Annotated in this window: 16 protein-coding genes and 2 tRNA genes; 7 read left to right on the forward strand and 11 right to left on the reverse strand. The window is 67.7% G+C overall.

Annotated elements, in window-relative coordinates:
• Positions 1 to 8 precede the first annotated feature (8 nt).
• Both G6N53_RS04805 and G6N53_RS04810 read left to right on the forward strand, forming a co-directional pair.
• Positions 9 to 82: transfer RNA gene (locus tag G6N53_RS04805), tRNA-Ile, on the forward strand.
• Between the two features lie 141 nt (positions 83 to 223).
• Positions 224 to 296, forward strand: a tRNA-Ala gene (locus G6N53_RS04810).
• 16 nt (positions 297 to 312) lie between these two features.
• On the opposite strand, the gene G6N53_RS04815 is transcribed toward G6N53_RS04810, so the two are convergent.
• The 3 genes from G6N53_RS04815 to cwsA form a co-directional block, all read right to left on the reverse strand.
• Positions 313 to 630 (reverse strand): hypothetical protein, encoded by a 318-nt coding sequence (locus G6N53_RS04815; RefSeq protein ID WP_163887470.1) that lies wholly within the window; start codon positions 628 to 630, stop codon positions 313 to 315.
• A gap of 77 nt (positions 631 to 707) precedes the next feature.
• Positions 708 to 2,066 carry an L-serine ammonia-lyase gene (locus G6N53_RS04820; RefSeq protein WP_163887471.1) on the reverse strand — a complete coding sequence of 453 codons (1,359 nt, stop codon included), beginning with the start codon at positions 2,064 to 2,066 and terminating at the stop codon, positions 708 to 710.
• Between the two features lie 16 nt (positions 2,067 to 2,082).
• On the reverse strand, positions 2,083 to 2,517 hold the full coding sequence (gene cwsA / locus G6N53_RS04825; protein WP_163887472.1) for a cell wall synthesis protein CwsA: 435 nt from the start codon (positions 2,515 to 2,517) through the stop codon (positions 2,083 to 2,085).
• A gap of 70 nt (positions 2,518 to 2,587) precedes the next feature.
• Here cwsA and G6N53_RS04830 point away from each other — a divergent pair, with 70 nt between their 5' ends.
• Positions 2,588 to 3,151, forward strand: coding sequence for a peptidylprolyl isomerase (locus tag G6N53_RS04830; protein ID WP_163887473.1), 564 nt, complete (start codon positions 2,588 to 2,590; stop codon positions 3,149 to 3,151).
• A 67-nt stretch (positions 3,152 to 3,218) separates the two neighbouring features.
• On the opposite strand, the gene G6N53_RS04835 is transcribed toward G6N53_RS04830, so the two are convergent.
• On the reverse strand, positions 3,219 to 3,644 hold the full coding sequence (locus tag G6N53_RS04835; RefSeq protein WP_163887474.1) for a PH domain-containing protein: 426 nt from the start codon (positions 3,642 to 3,644) through the stop codon (positions 3,219 to 3,221).
• A gap of 150 nt (positions 3,645 to 3,794) precedes the next feature.
• Positions 3,795 to 4,076, reverse strand: a complete 282-nt coding sequence (gene crgA / locus G6N53_RS04840; protein ID WP_159230536.1) for a cell division protein CrgA — start codon at positions 4,074 to 4,076, stop codon at positions 3,795 to 3,797.
• A 93-nt stretch (positions 4,077 to 4,169) separates the two neighbouring features.
• Here crgA and G6N53_RS04845 point away from each other — a divergent pair, with 93 nt between their 5' ends.
• The 4 genes from G6N53_RS04845 (at position 4,170) to G6N53_RS04860 (ending at position 8,481) form a co-directional block, all read left to right on the forward strand.
• Positions 4,170 to 4,931: a DUF881 domain-containing protein gene (locus G6N53_RS04845; RefSeq protein WP_163887475.1), complete on the forward strand. Its 762-nt coding sequence runs from the start codon at positions 4,170 to 4,172 to the stop codon at positions 4,929 to 4,931.
• Between the two features lie 101 nt (positions 4,932 to 5,032).
• Positions 5,033 to 6,151: a PE-PPE domain-containing protein gene (locus G6N53_RS04850; protein WP_163887476.1), complete on the forward strand. Its 1,119-nt coding sequence runs from the start codon at positions 5,033 to 5,035 to the stop codon at positions 6,149 to 6,151.
• Positions 6,152 to 6,511: 360 nt separating this feature from the next.
• Positions 6,512 to 7,741, forward strand: coding sequence for a PE-PPE domain-containing protein (locus tag G6N53_RS04855; RefSeq protein WP_163887477.1), 1,230 nt, complete (start codon positions 6,512 to 6,514; stop codon positions 7,739 to 7,741).
• A 38-nt stretch (positions 7,742 to 7,779) separates the two neighbouring features.
• Positions 7,780 to 8,481: an aminodeoxychorismate/anthranilate synthase component II gene (locus G6N53_RS04860; RefSeq protein ID WP_163887478.1), complete on the forward strand. Its 702-nt coding sequence runs from the start codon at positions 7,780 to 7,782 to the stop codon at positions 8,479 to 8,481.
• Here the strand turns inward: G6N53_RS04860 and pknB are convergent.
• Genes pknB through G6N53_RS04890 form a run of 6 tightly spaced genes read right to left on the reverse strand, consistent with a single transcriptional unit; the run spans position 8,459 to position 16,548 of the window.
• Positions 8,459 to 10,336, reverse strand: a complete 1,878-nt coding sequence (gene pknB / locus G6N53_RS04865; protein ID WP_163887479.1) for a Stk1 family PASTA domain-containing Ser/Thr kinase — start codon at positions 10,334 to 10,336, stop codon at positions 8,459 to 8,461. The two genes, G6N53_RS04860 and pknB, sit on opposite strands and share 23 nt — an antisense overlap.
• Entirely contained in the window at positions 10,333 to 11,646 is a 1,314-nt protein-coding gene (locus G6N53_RS04870; RefSeq protein WP_163887480.1) for a protein kinase domain-containing protein, read from the reverse strand. The genes pknB and G6N53_RS04870 overlap by 4 nt, the downstream gene beginning before the upstream one ends.
• A 22-nt stretch (positions 11,647 to 11,668) precedes the next feature.
• Entirely contained in the window at positions 11,669 to 13,144 is a 1,476-nt protein-coding gene (gene pbpA, locus G6N53_RS04875; RefSeq protein WP_163887481.1) for a D,D-transpeptidase PbpA, read from the reverse strand.
• On the reverse strand, positions 13,141 to 14,553 hold the full coding sequence (locus tag G6N53_RS04880) for a peptidoglycan glycosyltransferase RodA (protein WP_163887482.1): 1,413 nt from the start codon (positions 14,551 to 14,553) through the stop codon (positions 13,141 to 13,143). Before G6N53_RS04880 ends, pbpA begins: the two co-directional genes overlap by 4 nt.
• Positions 14,550 to 16,058, reverse strand: a complete 1,509-nt coding sequence (locus G6N53_RS04885; RefSeq protein WP_163887483.1) for a PP2C family protein-serine/threonine phosphatase — start codon at positions 16,056 to 16,058, stop codon at positions 14,550 to 14,552. Before G6N53_RS04885 ends, G6N53_RS04880 begins: the two co-directional genes overlap by 4 nt.
• A gap of 22 nt (positions 16,059 to 16,080) precedes the next feature.
• On the reverse strand, positions 16,081 to 16,548 hold the full coding sequence (locus G6N53_RS04890; protein ID WP_163887484.1) for an FHA domain-containing protein FhaB/FipA: 468 nt from the start codon (positions 16,546 to 16,548) through the stop codon (positions 16,081 to 16,083).
• Between the last annotated feature and the right edge of the window lie 90 nt (positions 16,549 to 16,638).

Below are 16,638 nucleotides of genomic sequence, written 5' to 3' on the forward strand. Positions count from 1 at the left end.
TGGTTCACGGGGCTATAGCTCAGGCGGTTAGAGCGCTTCGCTGATAACGAAGAGGTCGGAGGTTCGAGTCCTCCTAGCCCCACGGAAAGGTGTGCGTCGATGAAGATGGTGCTCCTGTTCGCCGCCGCAGCCGCAGCGGCCGCCGCACTGGTGGTGTGGCGGACCCAGCACGGCGACGAGGTGTGGCACACCATCACCGACATGCCTTCCCGATAGGTACCCGGGGGCCTTAGCTCAGTTGGTAGAGCGCTGCCTTTGCAAGGCAGATGTCAGGAGTTCGAATCTCCTAGGCTCCACAATCAAACAAGCGGGTCAGCCGCCGGTTTCGTCGATGAACGTGGTGATCTGCTCGATACCTGGGCCGGGCCCGTTCGGGTCGGTCCAGGACTGCAGGGTCACCGTTCCCGCGCCGCGCAGCACGCGCAGATACTCCGTCACCTCGTCGGCCGACAATGTGTCCAGTCTCGCAGCCACCTCGGGCAGCACCGGTTTGAGCGCCGTGGCGATGCTCTTACCGCTGTCGGTGGCGGGGGCTCGGTTGAGCAGACTCACGACATGCTCGAGGTCGGGCTGCGTCAGCCGGGGATAGACCGTGGCCAGATCCTCTTTCACGTCGTCCCTGGTGCTCATGTGCGCCTCTCGATTGTCGGACCCTTCAGCCAGGCAGACATACCCCCTGTGGCCGGTCGGCTACACCTGGAAGCGATTCAGCACTCGACGACGTTGAGCGCCAACCCGCCCAGCGACGTCTCCTTGTACTTGTCGGCCATGTCCGCACCGGTCTCGCGCATCGTCTTGATCGCGGTGTCCAAGCTGACGTGGTGGGTGCCGTCGCCGGCAAGGGCCATTCGCGCGGCGACGATCGCCTTCACCGACGCGACGGCGTTGCGCTCGATGCACGGGATCTGGACCAGCCCGCCCACCGGGTCACACGTCAGACCGAGGTTGTGTTCGATGCCGATCTCGGCGGCGTTCTCCACCTGGGCGGGGGTACCGCCCAGCACCGCGGCCAGGCCGGCCGCGGCCATCGAGCACGCCGAGCCCACCTCCCCCTGACAACCGACCTCCGCCCCGGAGATCGAGGCGTTGGCCTTGAACAGCTGCCCGATCGCGGCGGCGGTCAGCAGGAACTCGACCACGCGGTCCTCCGTCGCGCCCGGCACGAACCGCCAGTAGTAGTGCAGGACCGCGGGAATGATCCCAGCGGCGCCGTTGGTGGGTGCGGTCACCACCCGGCCACCGGCGGCGTTCTCCTCGTTGACGGCGAGGGCGTACACCGTCACCCAGTCCATCGCGTAGAGCGGATCGGACGGGTCGGACTCGAGCGCGTCGGCCAGTGCGTGGGCACGGCGGCGCACCCGCAGGCCGCCGGGCAGCGTCCCGCCGGTCTGCAGCCCGCGGTCCACGCACTCGCGCATCGCCGCCCAGATCCGCAGGAGTCCGTCGCGCAGCACTGCGCCGTTTCCGAGCGCTTCTTCGTTGCGGGAGACGAGATCGGCGATACTGCAACTGTTTTCGTCAGCCAATGCGACGAGTCCGGTGCCCGTGCGGAACGGGAAGGGCAGTTCCGTGTCGTCGCGGGTGCCCGCCGCCGCCTCGTCCTCGTCGACCACAAAGCCGCCGCCCACCGAGTAGTACACCCGCCGCGCCAGCATGGACCCATCACCGTGCAGGGCGGTGAACACCATGCCGTTGCTGTGAAAGTCCATGGCCTGCAACGACAGAACGATGTCGTCCGCGGTGTCGAACTCGATGGCGTGCCCGTCGGGCAAAAGCAACCGACGTTCGGATCCGACCGCCTCGACTCGGGCGCGAGCGGAGGTGGGATCGACGGTTTCGGGGTCGAACCCCTCCAGCCCGAGGACGACAGCACCGGGCGTGCCGTGCCCGGCGCCCGTCGCGCCCAGTGAGCCGAAAAGCTCGACCCGCAACCGGGACACGTCGCCGAGCATGCCGTCGGACGCCAGTGTGGCGACAAAGCGACCCGCGGCCCGCATCGGGCCGACGGTGTGCGAGCTCGACGGACCGATGCCGATCGAGAACAGATCGAATACCGAGACCGCCATGATCAGAAGGTGTGCGCTACGGGCGGGGGGCGACTTCGACGCTCGGCGGCAGCGGCGACGGCTCCGGCTGCGTCGAGCGGCGGATGATCGTGAACGCGGCCGCTCCCCCGGCCAGCACCGCGAGGCCGATGCCCGCCAGCAGCACTGGGCGGCGCCGGCCGCGGGAACGTCGTGCTTTGTCCAGTGCGTCTGGAAGGCCGGCGACGACTTCCTGGGCGGCGGAGATCTCCGCGGAGATGGCGTCCTGCGCCGTGGCCAGATCGGCCTTCAACTGGCGGGCGACCCGGCCGCGTTGATAGCGGTTGCCCACCCATGCGGCCGAGGATCGCACCGAGTCCAGCCCGACGCCCACTGCTCCCCTGGTGACGTCCACCGGGCCGGCCACCGAATTCTTCAGGCCCCGGCCGAGCCGCTGGCTCGGGGTCAATCGGACCACGGTCTTGGAGCTCATAACCCACCTCTTCCGGACGGACGGACGTCGCTTCTCCAGCCTGCCACCTCCGCGAGCGCAAGGTGCCCGGATGGTCGGCAGACGGGGCGTGGCACACTGGCTTCCCGTGACGAGCTCCATTCAGACAGCGACCGCGACCCTGCACACCAATCGCGGCGACATCAAGGTTGCCCTCTTCGGAAACCACGCCCCCAAGACGGTGGCGAACTTCGTCGGTTTGGCGCAGGGCACCAAGGACTACAGCACCGAGAACGCCTCAGGCGGATCCTCGGGCCCGTTCTACGACGGCACGGTGTTCCACCGGGTCATCGACGGATTCATGATCCAGGGCGGGGACCCGACGGGCACCGGACGCGGTGGACCCGGCTACCAGTTCGCCGACGAGTTCCACCCGGAGCTGCAGTTCGACAAGCCGTACCTGCTGGCGATGGCCAACGCCGGCCCCGGCACCAACGGTTCGCAGTTCTTCATCACGGTGGGCAAGACGCCGCACCTCAACCGCCGGCACACCATCTTCGGCGAGGTCGTCGACCCTGAGTCGCAGAAGGTCGTCGACGCCATCGCCACCACCGCGACCGACCGCAGCGACCGGCCGACGGAGGCCGTCGTGATCGAGTCGATCACCATCTCCTGACCCCCGCCGGAACGGTATTCCAGCTGCAGAAGTTCGAAAAAAGCGCTGCTGGAATACAGTTCCGCGGCTAAGTGCCGGGGGCGAAACCTGCCTCGGTGAGCACGTCGAGCACCTGGAGCGGGTCGGTGCCGAGGTCCCAGCGGCTCAGCACCAGAAGTCGGTCGTCGGTGGTGTCGATCTCCAACAGGCGCACCTTGCGACCGATCCGCCGGAACTCCGTGATGCGGATCAGCCGGATGTCGTCGTGCCCGAGTTGACGGGTCCGCCACCACCCCCGGTAGATCAGAGAACCGTCGGCGATTGCCAGTTTTGGACGCGCGCGCCACGACATGACTGCAAACACCAGCAATCCGACTGCGGCAAGGCCCACGAGAAGCCGTCCCGGAGGGTCTGTGACCAGCGTCACAGCGCCTACGCCCAGGATCAGGCCGCCGACAGCCGCCCCGATGACCCCCGCCGTCGGCGGACCCCACTGTGTTTGCTGTGTGGACAATTCACACCCCTCTACCGCGCCGAACGCAGTTATCCACAAGTGCTATCCCCAATGGGGATGAATCACATCCATGTGATCCGGTGACCGCCCGGTTGCGCGTAGGAGAACGCCACATGGACAAAATGAATTCATCCCGCGGCGGGCCGGGGGTCACCGCCAGCGCATCGTGAGCAAAAGCCCGGTGATCATGAAGGCAAAGGCGATCGCGTAGTTCCACACGTTGAGGTCGGCCATCCACTGCAGGATGCTCGGCACCTCGGGACCGCTGCCGGCGAGCTGGAACACGATCAACCACACCAGCCCGATCAACATCAGGCTGATGAAGAACACCACGAACCAGATGCTCGACGGGCCCGCCTTCACCTTGACCGGAGTCCGGCTCACCGGGTTGATGGTGAAGTCGTTCTTCTTGCGGACTTTGGACTTGGGCATGCGTACCTTCGGACGATCGGCGTCGGCAGTGCGACGATGTGTATGGCAAAGCCTAACGCAGCCCGCTCCGTCATCTGATGAGGAGACGAAACGATGGACAACCGCAGCCGTTCCCCGAGGGGGCGGTCGGCCTGGCGCTTCGGTGTCCCCGTCGTCTGTGTGGCGGCCGGGCTGCTGCTCGGTACCACCCACAGCGTCTCCGGCGGCGACGAGATCCGGCGCAGTGAAGCGCCACGCCTGGTCGATCTGGTCCGCGGGACCCAGCAGTCCGTCGACCGGTTGGCCGCGCAGCGCGACGCGATGGCCGCCGATGTCGACAACCACCACGGTGGCTCCCCCGGCAGCGACGCGGCGCTGGAGGCGATCACCCGACGCGCCGATGCGCTCGCCGCTCAGGCAGGTCTGACCCCGCTGCGTGGACCCGGCCTGGTGGTCACGCTCAACGACGCTCAGCGCGATGCCCAGGGCCGGTTTCCCCGAGATGCCTCCCCCGACGACCTGATCGTGCACCAACAGGACATCGAAGCGGTCCTCAACGCGCTGTGGAGCGCGGGCGCCGAGGGCATCCAGATGCAGGATCAGCGGATCATCGCGACGTCGGCGCCGCTGTGCGTGGGCAACACGCTGCTTCTGAACGGCCGCACCTACAGCCCGCCCTACGTGATCACCGCCATCGGCGATGCCGGTGCGATGCAACAGGCGCTGTCGGAGGCGCCCATGGTTACGCTCTACAAGCGATACGCGGCGAGGTTCGGCCTCAGCTACACCGAGGAGGCCCGTGACGTGGAACTCGCCGGGTACCAGCCGCCGGTCCGGATGGAGTACGCAAAACCCGTGGGTCCGCTCGGCTACTGAATTGACGCTGTAGCAAAAGTAATCGAGTGCTGCTGGAAGCCCCGTGAGCTGCTATACAAGATCGCGTCGGTCCGCACATGGCAAACCTTCGGGGGAAATGAATGAACGGCACTGCCCGACGTGCGTTGGCAACAGTGGTCGCGATGCCCGCCGCCATGGTGATGTCGTATGCGCCATCGGCTTCAGCGGCGACGGTCTTGGCCGTCGAAGGAACCCTTCAACCCTCCCGCACCACCCAGAAAGCATTCAGCGGCGCATTCTGCGCACAGAACACCTGCCGGTCGATCAACAACGCACGCACGCCGTTCGATGTGCGACCGGGATCGCGGCAACTCCAGGCAGCGATCGACTCCACTCCGGGCGACGTCATCCTGATGGGCTTCTCGCTCGGTGCCGCGTCCATCTACGACCGGATGCGGGAGTGGGAGGAGAGCCCCGAGCTGGCGCCGGATCCGCAACGTGTCCGGCTGATCGTCACGTTCGGCAATCCGGAGAACAAGTACGGCGGTGAGGACCGGAACAACTCGTACGCCGGTCTCCCCCAGTTCCAGCCCTACCAGCATCTGGATGTGACGATGCAGTACGACAGCGTCGCCGACAGAGCCACCCGATGGGGCTGGTACTCCGCGATCAACACCGCGTTCTCCCGGCACTTCGACTACTTCACGCCCACGGACATCAACGATCCGGACAACCTGATCCACCGCGACGCCGACGGCACCACGTACATGCTGATCAAAGCCGACGTGCTGCCGATGTTGAAGTGGATGGACTGGTTCACCCCGGACGAGCGGATGGCCGAGCTCGACGCCAAGTACCGGCCACTGGTGGAGCAGGATTACGACCGACCCGAGTACGTCGAGCAGGGCGCGGGTGCGGACTGGGGAAACGGCAACCCGCCCCCGGCGATCGCCGCCGATGACCTTCAAAAGGTGCCAGACGAAATCCCGAGCGAAGAGCCGGCTCTCGCCGCAGAATCGTCGCCGCTGGAGCGCTCAGCCCCGACGCGACGGCTGGCCGCCGAGGAGCAACAGGAAGACGACGACGACCCCGAGGCGGACCTCCCGGTGCCTGCGGACACGTTGGGTGATCGCGACGACCCCGAGCGGCCCGATCGCGCGAAAAGCGCCGTGGACTCGGACGACGACGAGTCCGACGACGCAGGCAAGGCTGCCGACGACGAGTCGGGCGATGACGGTGCCGCGTCCGATGCGGCTTGAGTCGCGCAAACACCGAGGCAACGCTCCAACGGGCGTCACAAACTCTTAATGGACATCACCCTGGTGGTTGCTGCAGCACCTGAATAGGCTGACACCAGCGGGTCCGCCGGTTGATCGGGCGCCGTCCAAAACGCAGGCGGTTACTGCGACTTGCCCGGGTGTCCACTGAGTCGTCGAAATAGGACCGGCAACACAGCGGTCATCAACCACATTCGCTCGGATCGATCCAAGCAAAGTTCAGCGGTTCGATCCGCCCACGGTCTGGGTACTCCGCAGCAATGAGGCTGCGCGTCCCCGAGCCCGCTGGGAAGTGCACACGACCACACCGCGTGCATTCCCGATGAGTTCCGGAGGATCCAAATGAATCGTCACCGCTACCGCACCCTTGCAGCGACCCTCGCAGCCCTGTCCATGCCGGCAGTCGTCGCACTGTCAGCCGCGCCTCCCGCGCTCGCGGCGACCGTGCTGGCTGCCGAAGGTACAACGCGCGCCAGCGGCGAAGCCCAGACCGCGTTCAACGGCGCATTCTGCGAACAGAACACCTGCCGCTCGCTCGGCCCCGGGCCGGTGGCTGCGAGCACCAGTGCCAGTCAGATCCAGACAGGCGTCGACACCACTCCGGGCGACATCATCATCATCGGCTATTCCTTGGGCGCCAGCGGCGTCTACAACCGCCTGCGGGAATGGGAGCGCAACCCCGAACTCGCCCCCGATCCTGAGCGAGTGGTCCTGATCGTCACGTACGGCAACCCGGAGAACAAGTTCGGTGGAAACCAGCGCAACAGAAGCGGCACGGGGCTGCCCGACGAGCAGCCGTACGACCACTTGGACGTGGTCGTGCAATATGACGGCGTGGCGGATCGCCCCACCCGCTTCGGCTTCTATTCGTGGATCAACGGCGCTTCGTCACGACATTTCACGTACTTCGAGGACGATATCGACATCAACGATCCGGGCAACCTCGTCTACCGCGAGGGCAACACCACCTACATGCTGATCGAGGCGGAGACGCTGCCGATGTTGAGGTGGGTGGAGCCGTTCGTCTCGGACGAGCAGCTGGCTGAACTCGATGCCCGGTACCGGCCGCTCGTCGAACGTGATTACGACCGCCCGGATTTCATCGAACAGGGCGAGGGCGCGGATTGGGGCAACGGGACCCCGCCGCCGAGTGTGTCCGGCAGCACCGAGGAGGCGGCCCGGCTGACTGAAGAGTCCCAGACCCCTGCGATCGAGGAGCCGACGGCAACGGCCTCCACCGCGAATTCGGTGCGCTCCGAGGAGGATTCCAGCGACAGTGCCGCAGAAGGTGACGAGGAGCTGCCGGACGCGCCGGCCAGAGACGATGCCGACGACGACGCAGCCGACTCGCTGGACGCTGAGGAAACCGAGGACTCCGAGGACGCTGCCGAGACCGCTGACGCGGATACGGCTGACACCGAGACGAAGCGCGACACCGAGACGAAGCGCGACACCGAGACGGCCGCGACTTCTGACGACAACGACAACGACAGTGACAGTGACAACGATAACGACAGTGACAGTGACAACAGCAATGACAGCGACGGCGGAGCATCGTCGGACGCCGCCTGAGATCCGTGAGCACAAACCCCTGGCGGTAGCCTGTTGCCATGCAGGTCTTGGTCGTCGACAACTACGACAGCTTCGTGTTCAACCTGGTCCAGTACCTGGGCCAGCTCGGCGTGGACGCAAAGGTGTGGCGTAACGACGACGAGCGACTGGCCACCGACGCCGACATCGTCCGCGCGGCCGAGGAGTTCGACGGTGTGCTGCTCAGCCCCGGGCCGGGCACTCCCGAGCGCGCCGGAGCGTCCATCCCCCTGGTCGAGGCCTGCGCCGCTGCCCGCACTCCCCTACTGGGGGTGTGCCTTGGGCATCAGGCCATCGGTGTGGCGTTCGGCGGCACCGTCGACCGGGCGCCGGAACTGCTTCACGGCAAGACCAGCACCGTGTATCACACGAACACCGGTGTGCTGAAAGGTCTTCCGGATCCGTTCATCGCGACGCGGTATCACTCGCTGACGATCCTGCCCGAGACGATTCCCGATGAACTCGAGGTGATCGCCCGGACCGAGGGCGAGCGACGCGACGGGGGAGATCCCGGGGGCGTCATCATGGGTGTGCGCCATGTCGACCTGCCGATCCACGGCGTGCAGTTCCATCCGGAATCAATCCTGACCCAGGGCGGGCACCGGATGCTGGCCAACTGGCTGGCCTACTGCGGTGCGGCTCCCGCCGAGGAACTGGTCCGCCGCCTCGAAGACGAAGTCGCCGGTGCCGTGCAGGCAGCTACGACGCGAAGTTCAGCGTGATCCTGGCGCCGTAGCTCACGTCCGAACCTGCCGCCGGACTCTGGGTCACCACCGCGTTCGTGCGCTGGCCGCTGTTCTGCACGTCGCCGCCCTTGTCCAGCACGCCGGTCCAGCCGAGCGCACGTAGCCTCGGCTCGGCGTCGGTCCAGAACATCCCGGTCAGGTCGGGCATCACGAACTGGTTGCCGCGGGACACCTGGATCTGGATCACCGTGTCCTCGGGAACGGTCTGGGCGGCGGCGGGGTCGGTGCCCAACACTCGTCCCGCCGGGCTGGTGCTGTCGACCTCCACAGCCACAGTGTTGGAGAAGCCGGACGCCGACAGGACCTCCTGGCAGACCGCGGCGGTCTGCCCGACGCAATCGGGCACTTCGGCCGTCGCCGGACCCGAGCCCACCACGATGGTGATCTCATTGGTGATCGCCGAGGTCTGGTTGGCGGGCGGCACGGTGGACAGCACCCGGTCCCGCTGCTCAGGTGTCGACGCCGACGCGGTGCGCCGGAAACGTTCGAAGCCCGCGTCGGTGAGCTCGCTGACCGCGTCGCCGTAGCTCAGTCCGGACACGTCGGGCACTTCGCGCTGCTCGGGGCCGGTAGAGACGTTGAGGGTGATCTCCTCGCCCGCTTCGACCGACGAGTTCGCGCCCGGGTCGGTGCTGATCACGTGGTCCGGTGGCACCTCGGAATCCGGGTTGCGCTGCAGGGTGGTCCTGAACCCGAGGTTCTGCAACGCGGCGATCGCATCGTCGGAGACCTGCCCGCTGACGTCAGGGACCTGGATGGAGCGGGTCTCGCCGCCGAACGAGTTGATGGCGATCGTGACGACCACGGTGAGCACCGCCAGGATCGCCACGGCCGCCAACCAGCGTCCGACCGAGCCGCGGCGCGCCCGTTCCTCGTAGCGCGGCTGGTGGCGACCCACCGAGTCGAGCTGCTCGGTGCGGTCGTGAGACGAACCCGCGGACAGCAGCGACGTCCGTTCGGCGTCGGTGTAGATCTTGGGCGCGTCGGGCGTCTCACCGCTGTGCACCTTGACGAGGTCGGTGCGCATCTCGGCGGCGGTCTGGTACCGGTTGTCGGGGTTCTTGGCCAGCGCCTTGAGCACCACCGCGTCCAGTTCGGGGGAGATGCCGCTGTGTCGCTCCGACGGCGGGACGGGGTCCTCCCGGACGTGCTGGTAGGCCACGGCGACGGGGGAGTCGCCGACGAAGGGTGGCTCGCCGGTGAGCATCTCGTAGAGCACACAACCCAGCGAGTACACATCGGAGCGGGCGTCGACCTTCACGCCGCGGGCCTGCTCGGGGGACAGGTACTGGGCGGTGCCGATGACCGCCGCGGTCTGGGTGACGGGGTTGCCGGCATCGGCGAGCGCGCGGGCGATACCGAAGTCCATGACCTTCACCGCGCCGGACTTGCTGATCATGATGTTGGCCGGTTTGACGTCGCGGTGGATGATCCCGTGCTGATGGCTGAAGTTCAGCGCCTGGCAGGCGTCGGCGATCACCTCGATGGCGCGCTGCGGCGGCATCGGTCCCTCGCTGTGCACGATGTCGCGCAGCGTCACACCGTCGACGTACTCCATGACGATGTAGGGCAGCGGCCCGCTCGGCGTCTCGGCCTCGCCGGTGTCGTAGACCGCGACGATCGCGGGGTGATTGAGCGCGGCCGCGTTCTGCGCTTCTCGGCGGAACCGCAGATAGAAGCTCGGGTCCCGGGCCAGGTCGGCGCGCAGCACCTTGATCGCGACGTCACGGTGCAGCCGTAGGTCGCGGGCCATGTGGACTTCGGACATGCCGCCGAAACCCAGGATCTCGCCGACTTCGTAACGGTCGGAAAGGTGCTGTGGGGTTGTCATCGCAGTATCTGTTCTGAGGCTGGTCGGTGCGGCGGCGCCGTGGAAGGTGCCGCGCTGTCGAGGTGACGTGATACCCAATATCCGTCGAGTCCATGACCGGTGAGCCCGGATGCGGCGGCGCCCGGGGTTTCGGGCGCCGGGGGCGGCAACGTCTCGGACGCGGGCGTCTCGGTGATCGTCGACGGCTGCGGCGCCTGGTCCCTGCGGTCCTGGGCGTTGAGAACAATCAGGATCGCGATGACGATGGCGAGTGCGCCGAGCACCCCGGCGGCCCACAACAGCGCCCGCTGACCTGACGAGAACGTGCGCCGCGCCGGCGGGGCGGAGCGATGGTGGTTTCCGGTGGTGCGAGGCCGCGCTGCGGTGGCGGCGGCGCGGCCGGTGGCCTCTGCGGGGGGCCGGGCCGCAATGGCCGGAGGCACCGCGGCCGGGGCGGCACGCCCGAGGGACGGGGCCGCGTTGGGGCGCGGCGGCCGCCGTCCGGCGCGGACCGCCGCGACGGCGTCGGCGAACGTTCCGCCGGACTTGTAGCGCATGCCGGGGTTCTTGACGAGCGTGATCTCGATCAGTTCGCGCACATTGGGCGGCAGGTCGGCGGGCAGCGGAGGGGGATTCTCCTTGATGTGCTTCATCGCCACGGTCAGCGCACCGTCGCCGGTGAACGGCCGTTTCCCCGACACCGATTCGTAGCCCACCACGCCCAGTGAGTACACGTCGCTGGCGGCGGTCGCGTCATGGCCCAGGGCCTGCTCGGGTGCGATGTACTGCGCGGTGCCCATCACCATGCCGGTCTGTGTGACCGGCGCGGCGTCGACGGCCTTGGCGATGCCGAAGTCGGTCAGCTTCACCTGGCCGGTGGGGGTGATCAGGATGTTGCCCGGCTTGACGTCGCGGTGCACCAGGCCCGCGGTGTGGGCGACCTGAAGCGCGCGGCCGGTCTGCTCGAGCATGTCCAGCGCATGCCGCAGCGACAGCCTGCCGGTGCGCTTGATCACCGAGTTCAGCGGTTCGCCGTTGACCAGCTCCATCACCAGGTAAGCAGTGCGGCCTTCGCCGTCCATGTCGGTCTCGCCGTAGTCGTACACGCCGGCGATGCCGGGGTGGTTGAGCATCGCGACGGTGCGTGCCTCGGCGCGGAACCGCTCGACGAACTCCGCGTCCGTCGAGTACTCGGCCTTGAGCACCTTGATCGCGACGCGGCGCCCCAACCGGGAGTCCACGCCCTCCCAGACCTGGCCCATTCCGCCGGTGGCGATCAGCCGTTGCAGCCGGTAGCGACCCGACAGGGTCACCCCGACTCTCGGGCTCATTTCTCGCCTCCGGCTAGGGGACTCATGAGGCCCCCCGCAGCGCCGCGGCGATGGTGGCGCGTCCGATGGGCGCCGCGACCGCACCGCCGGTCGCCGAGAGTCGATCGCCGCCGTTCTCGACGACAACCGCGACTGCGACCTTGGGTGCCTGAGCGGGCGCAAAGGCGATGTACCAGGCATGCGGCGGCGTGTTGCGAGGGTCCGTACCGTGCTCCGCAGTGCCGGTCTTGGATGCGATCTGCACGCCGGCGATGGCTCCCTTCTGCTGAGTCACCTGCTCGGCGGCGACCATCAAGTCCGTCAGTGTATCCGCGACCTGCTCCGTGACTGCTCGCCGCTCTTCGGTGGGAACCGTGGTGGCGATGTTGGACAGGTCGGGTCCGCGCAGGCTGTCGACCAGATACGGCTGCATCGTGACCCCCTTGTTCGCGACGGTCGCCGCGATCATCGCGTTCTGCAACGGCGTCAGCGCGACGTCCTTCTGCCCGATGCTCGACATCCCCAGCGCTGCGGCGTCGGTGATCGGCCCGAGCGTCGATTCGGCGACCTGAAGGGGGATGGGGGCCGGATCCACGTCGACGCCGAACGCGCGCGCCGTGGAGCGCAGGGCCTCGGCCCCGGTGTCCATGCCGAGTTCGACGAAGGCGGTGTTGCAGGAGTTCGCGAACGCGTTGCGCAGGGTGGTGGTCGGACCACCGCCGCAGGAGGTTCCGCCGAAATTCTGCAGCGTCGCGGTGCTGTTGGGCAGCGGGATCTCCGACTGTGCGGTCAGCTGGGTGTCCGGCGTGGCCCCAGCCTGCAGCGCTGCCGCGGTGGTGAGCACCTTGAAGGTCGACCCAGGCGGGTAGGTCTCGGCGATCGCCCTGTTCAACAGCGGCGAAGCCGGGTCGTCGCGCAACTGCTGCCAGGCGGTCGTCTGCTCCTCGATGTCGTGGGTGGCCAACAGGTTCGGATCGTAGGACGGCGACGAGACCATCGCCAGGATCCTGCCGGTGGACGGCTCGAGGGCGACGACCGCGCCTCGGCACGGTCCGTCGCAACCGTCCTGCATCGCCTCCCAGGCGGCTTGCTGGACCTCGGGGTTGATCGTGGTGGCCACACTGCCGCCCCTGGGGTCGCGGCCGGTGAAGAAGTCGGCCAGGCGGCGTCCGAACAGTCGCTGGTCTGACCCGTTGAGGATGGTGTCCTCGGCGCGCTCCAGGCCGGAGCTGGAGTAGCTCAGCGAGTAGAAACCGGTGACCGGCGCGTAGGTCATCGGGTCGGGATAGACCCGCAGGAACCGGAACCGACCCTCGGTCGACACCGAATAGGCCAGCAGTTGCCCGCCCGCCGAGATCTGGCCCCGCTGGCGCGAGTACTCGTCGAGCAACACCCGTTGGTTGCGCGGATCCGACCGCAATCCGTCGGCGGTGAACACCTGGGTCAGCGTGGCGTTGGCGAGCAGCAGCACGATCAGGGCCATGATCATCACCGAGATGCGGCGTAGTGAGGTGTTCATACCTTCTCGATCACCTCGGTGCTCGCGGCCGCGATGGGCCCGCCCGGCAGCGGCCCGGTGCCGATCGGCCGGCGGGCGGCGTGCGAGATGCGGACCAGGATCGCCAGCAGCAGGTAGTTGGCGACCAGCGACGAGCCGCCGTAGGACATCCACGGCGTGGTCAGCCCGGTGAGCGGGATCAACTTGGTGACCCCGCCGACGACGATGAACAACTGGATCGCCAGCGTGGTGGCCAGCCCGGCGGCCAGCAGCTTGCCGAAACTGTCGCGGACGGCGATCGCGGTCCGCAGCCCGCGGATGATCACGATGGTGTAGAGCATCAGCACGGCGGCCAACCCCACCAGGCCGAGCTCTTCACCGATCGCGGCGATGATGAAGTCGGTGGACGCGGCGGGCACGGTGCCCGGCTGGCCGTTGCCCAGCCCGGTCCCGAAGATGCCGCCGGTGGCGAAACTGAACAGCGACTGCACCATCTGGTAGCCGGCGCCCTCGGGGTCGGCGAACGGGTCCCGCCAGGTCTGCACCCGAACCCGGACGTGGTCGAAGAGGTAGTACGCCGCAACGCTTCCCACGGCGAACAACGCCAGCCCGAGCACCACCCAGCTGAACCGTTCGGTGGCGATGTACACCATCACCAGGAAGGAGGCGTACAGCAGCAGCGAGGTGCCGAGATCCTTCTCGAAGATCATCACGCTGATCGAGGCGATCCAGGCCGCCAACAGCGGAGCCAGGTCGCGCGGGCGGGGCAGATCCATGCCGAGGACGTGCTTGCCGGCGCTGGTGAACAGGTTGCGCTTGGACACCAGTACGGCGGCGAAGAAGATCAGCAGCAGGATCTTCGAGAACTCTGCCGGCTGAATCGAGAAGCCGGGCAACAAGATCCAGATCTTGGCGCCGTTCTGCTCGGACATCGAGCTGGGCAGCAGCGCCGGGATGGCCAGCAGGATCAGGCCGGCGAACCCGCACACGTAGCCGTACCGCGACAGCAGCCGGTGATCGCGCAGAAAGACCACGATGGCGGAGAAGCCGACGACTCCGACCAATGTCCACAACATCTGCTGGTTCGCCGTCCCGCCCAACCCCTGCGAGGTGTTCTCCCCCTCGGCGAGGTCGAGCCGGTGAATCATCACCAGCCCCAAGCCATTCAGCAGCGCCACCACGGGCAGCAGCAGCGGATCGGCGTAGGGGGCGAAGCGGCGGATCGCCAGGTGCGCGCCGGCGAACAGCGCCAGGTAGGCGACGGTGTACTGCGCCAGATCCCAGCGCAGGCCCTGTTCCTGGGTGGCCTCGACCAGCAGCAGCGCGACAGTGGTGATCAGCGCGGCGAAGCCGAGCAGGATGAGTTCGGCGTTGCGGCGAGTGGGCTGTACTGGTTTCACCGCGACCGGGGCTTGCGGCTGTGTCGTCATGACACTTCCCGGCAGTTCGTTCCCGGCTCAGGTGGTGGGGGCGGCAGTGCGGTGACGGTCGGCGACGGGGGTGGCGGGGGCGCCGGTGGGCTGGTGACCGTGCGGGGGGTCTCGGGGGCCGGTCCGGGCGGGGCGGGGGAGGGCGCGCTGGTCGGCGTCGGCACGGCGGTGGTCGACGTCGTCGTTCGCGGCAACGGGGGCAGGTGCGGGGTCGGCTTGGGCGTCGTCGCCGTGGGCGGCGGTGGGCAGACCGGCAGCACCGACCCGCGCAGCTGCTCGATCTGCCGGATGGCGTCGTCGAGGGTTCCCGAGGGCAGCCCGGCGATGACCTGGGCACGTTCGGACGGACGCATGTCGTCGACGGCGAGTAGTCGGCAGCCCAGGTCGTCGAGCGACTGTCCGGCGCTGATCAGGGAGAGTTCGTTGCGGGCGTTCAGACACCCGAGGAGGTAGGGCTCCTGCAGTGAGATCCCGGCGAAGGAGCCTTGGACACCCCGCATGATGGAGACGGTGCCGGCGTGTTCGCTGACGTAGTAGTTGTTGCGCACGATCTCGCGTGCGACGGCCAGGCCTGCGAGGACCACCAGGAGCAGCACTGTGGCGATGATGAACATGCGGCGCCGGGAGCGGGGTCTCGGTGGTGGCTCTTCTGGTTGGTGCACAACGGGTTTGGCGATATTGCGTTTCGGGTTGAACGCGGACGCGCGCCCGGCTGCGGTGTTCGGCGGGGCGCTCTGGTCATCGCTTCCGGACACCGCTCCGGCGAGGATTGGTTGGGTCTGGCCGTAGTCGTAGTCGACGACGTCGGCCACCACCAGAGTGACGTTGTCGGGACCGCCGCCCCGCAACGCCAGTTCGACGAGACGGTCCGCACTCTCGGTGACGTCCGGGATCTGCAGCGCTTCGGCGATGGTGTCGTGGCTGACCGGGTCGGTGAGGCCGTCGGTGCACAGCAGATACCGGTCTCCGACACGGGCCTCGCGCATGATCAGCGCCGGCTCCACCTCGTGGCCGGTGAGGGCCTTCATGATCAGCGAGCGCTGCGGGTGGCTGTGCGCCTCCTCGGCGGTGATGCGGCCCTCGTCGACCAGGGTCTGTACGAACGAGTCGTCCTTGGTGATCTGGGTGAGCTCGCCGTCGCGCAACATGTAGCCGCGGGAATCGCCGATGTGCACCAGGCCGAGCCGGTTGCCCGCGAACAGGATGGCCGTCAGCGTGGTGCCCATGCCGTCGAGATCCGGGTCGGCCTCGATGTGCGCGGCGATCGCCGAGTTGCCTTCCCGGACAGCGTCACCGAGTTTGCTCAGCAGGTCGCCGCCGGGTTCGTCGTCGTCGAGGTGGGCCAGGGCGGCGATGACCAGTTGGGAGGCGATCTCCCCGGCGGCGTGACCGCCCATACCGTCGGCGAGGGCCAGCAGGCGGGCGCCGGCGTAGACCGAGTCCTCGTTGTTGGCGCGGACCAGTCCGCGGTCGCTGCGTGCGGCGTATCGGAGTCCCAGGGTCATACCGCTCCTCGCGTGCGCAGCGTCACGGGCGTAGCTCGATCACCGTTTTGCCGACCCGCACCGGGGTGCCCATCGGGACTCGTACCGCCGTCGTCACCTTCGCCCTGTCGAGGTATGTACCGTTGGTCGATCCTAGATCCTCTACATACCACTCCGGACCTCGTGGGGAGAGCCTGGCGTGGCGGGTGGAGGCGTAGTCGTCGGTCAGCACCAGCGTGGAGTCATCGGCGCGGCCGATCAGGATCGGCTGGGTGCCCAGCGGCACCCGGGTACCCAGCAGCGCGCCCTCGGTGACCACCAACTGGCGGGGGACGTTTCTGCGGCCCCGGTTGGGTAGCAGAGTCCCGCGCAGCGCCAACCCCCGCCGAGCCATCACCGCGCCGGTGGGTGCGTAGATGTCGGTGCGCAGGATGCGCAGCACCGACCAGATGAACAGCCACAGCAACAGCAGGAAGCCGACACGGGTCAGCTGCAGAACTAGCCCCTGCATCTGACGTCCTCTCCGTCCCCGTCATACGCCTCGCGCAAGCGCTCGTAGGCGTCCTTTCGGCACCGCCACCATACTTCGGCGGCGTTCGAC

Origin of the sequence: Mycolicibacterium hippocampi (genome assembly GCF_010723735.1) — a bacterium.
GTDB classification, from domain to species: domain Bacteria; phylum Actinomycetota; class Actinomycetes; order Mycobacteriales; family Mycobacteriaceae; genus Mycobacterium; species Mycobacterium hippocampi.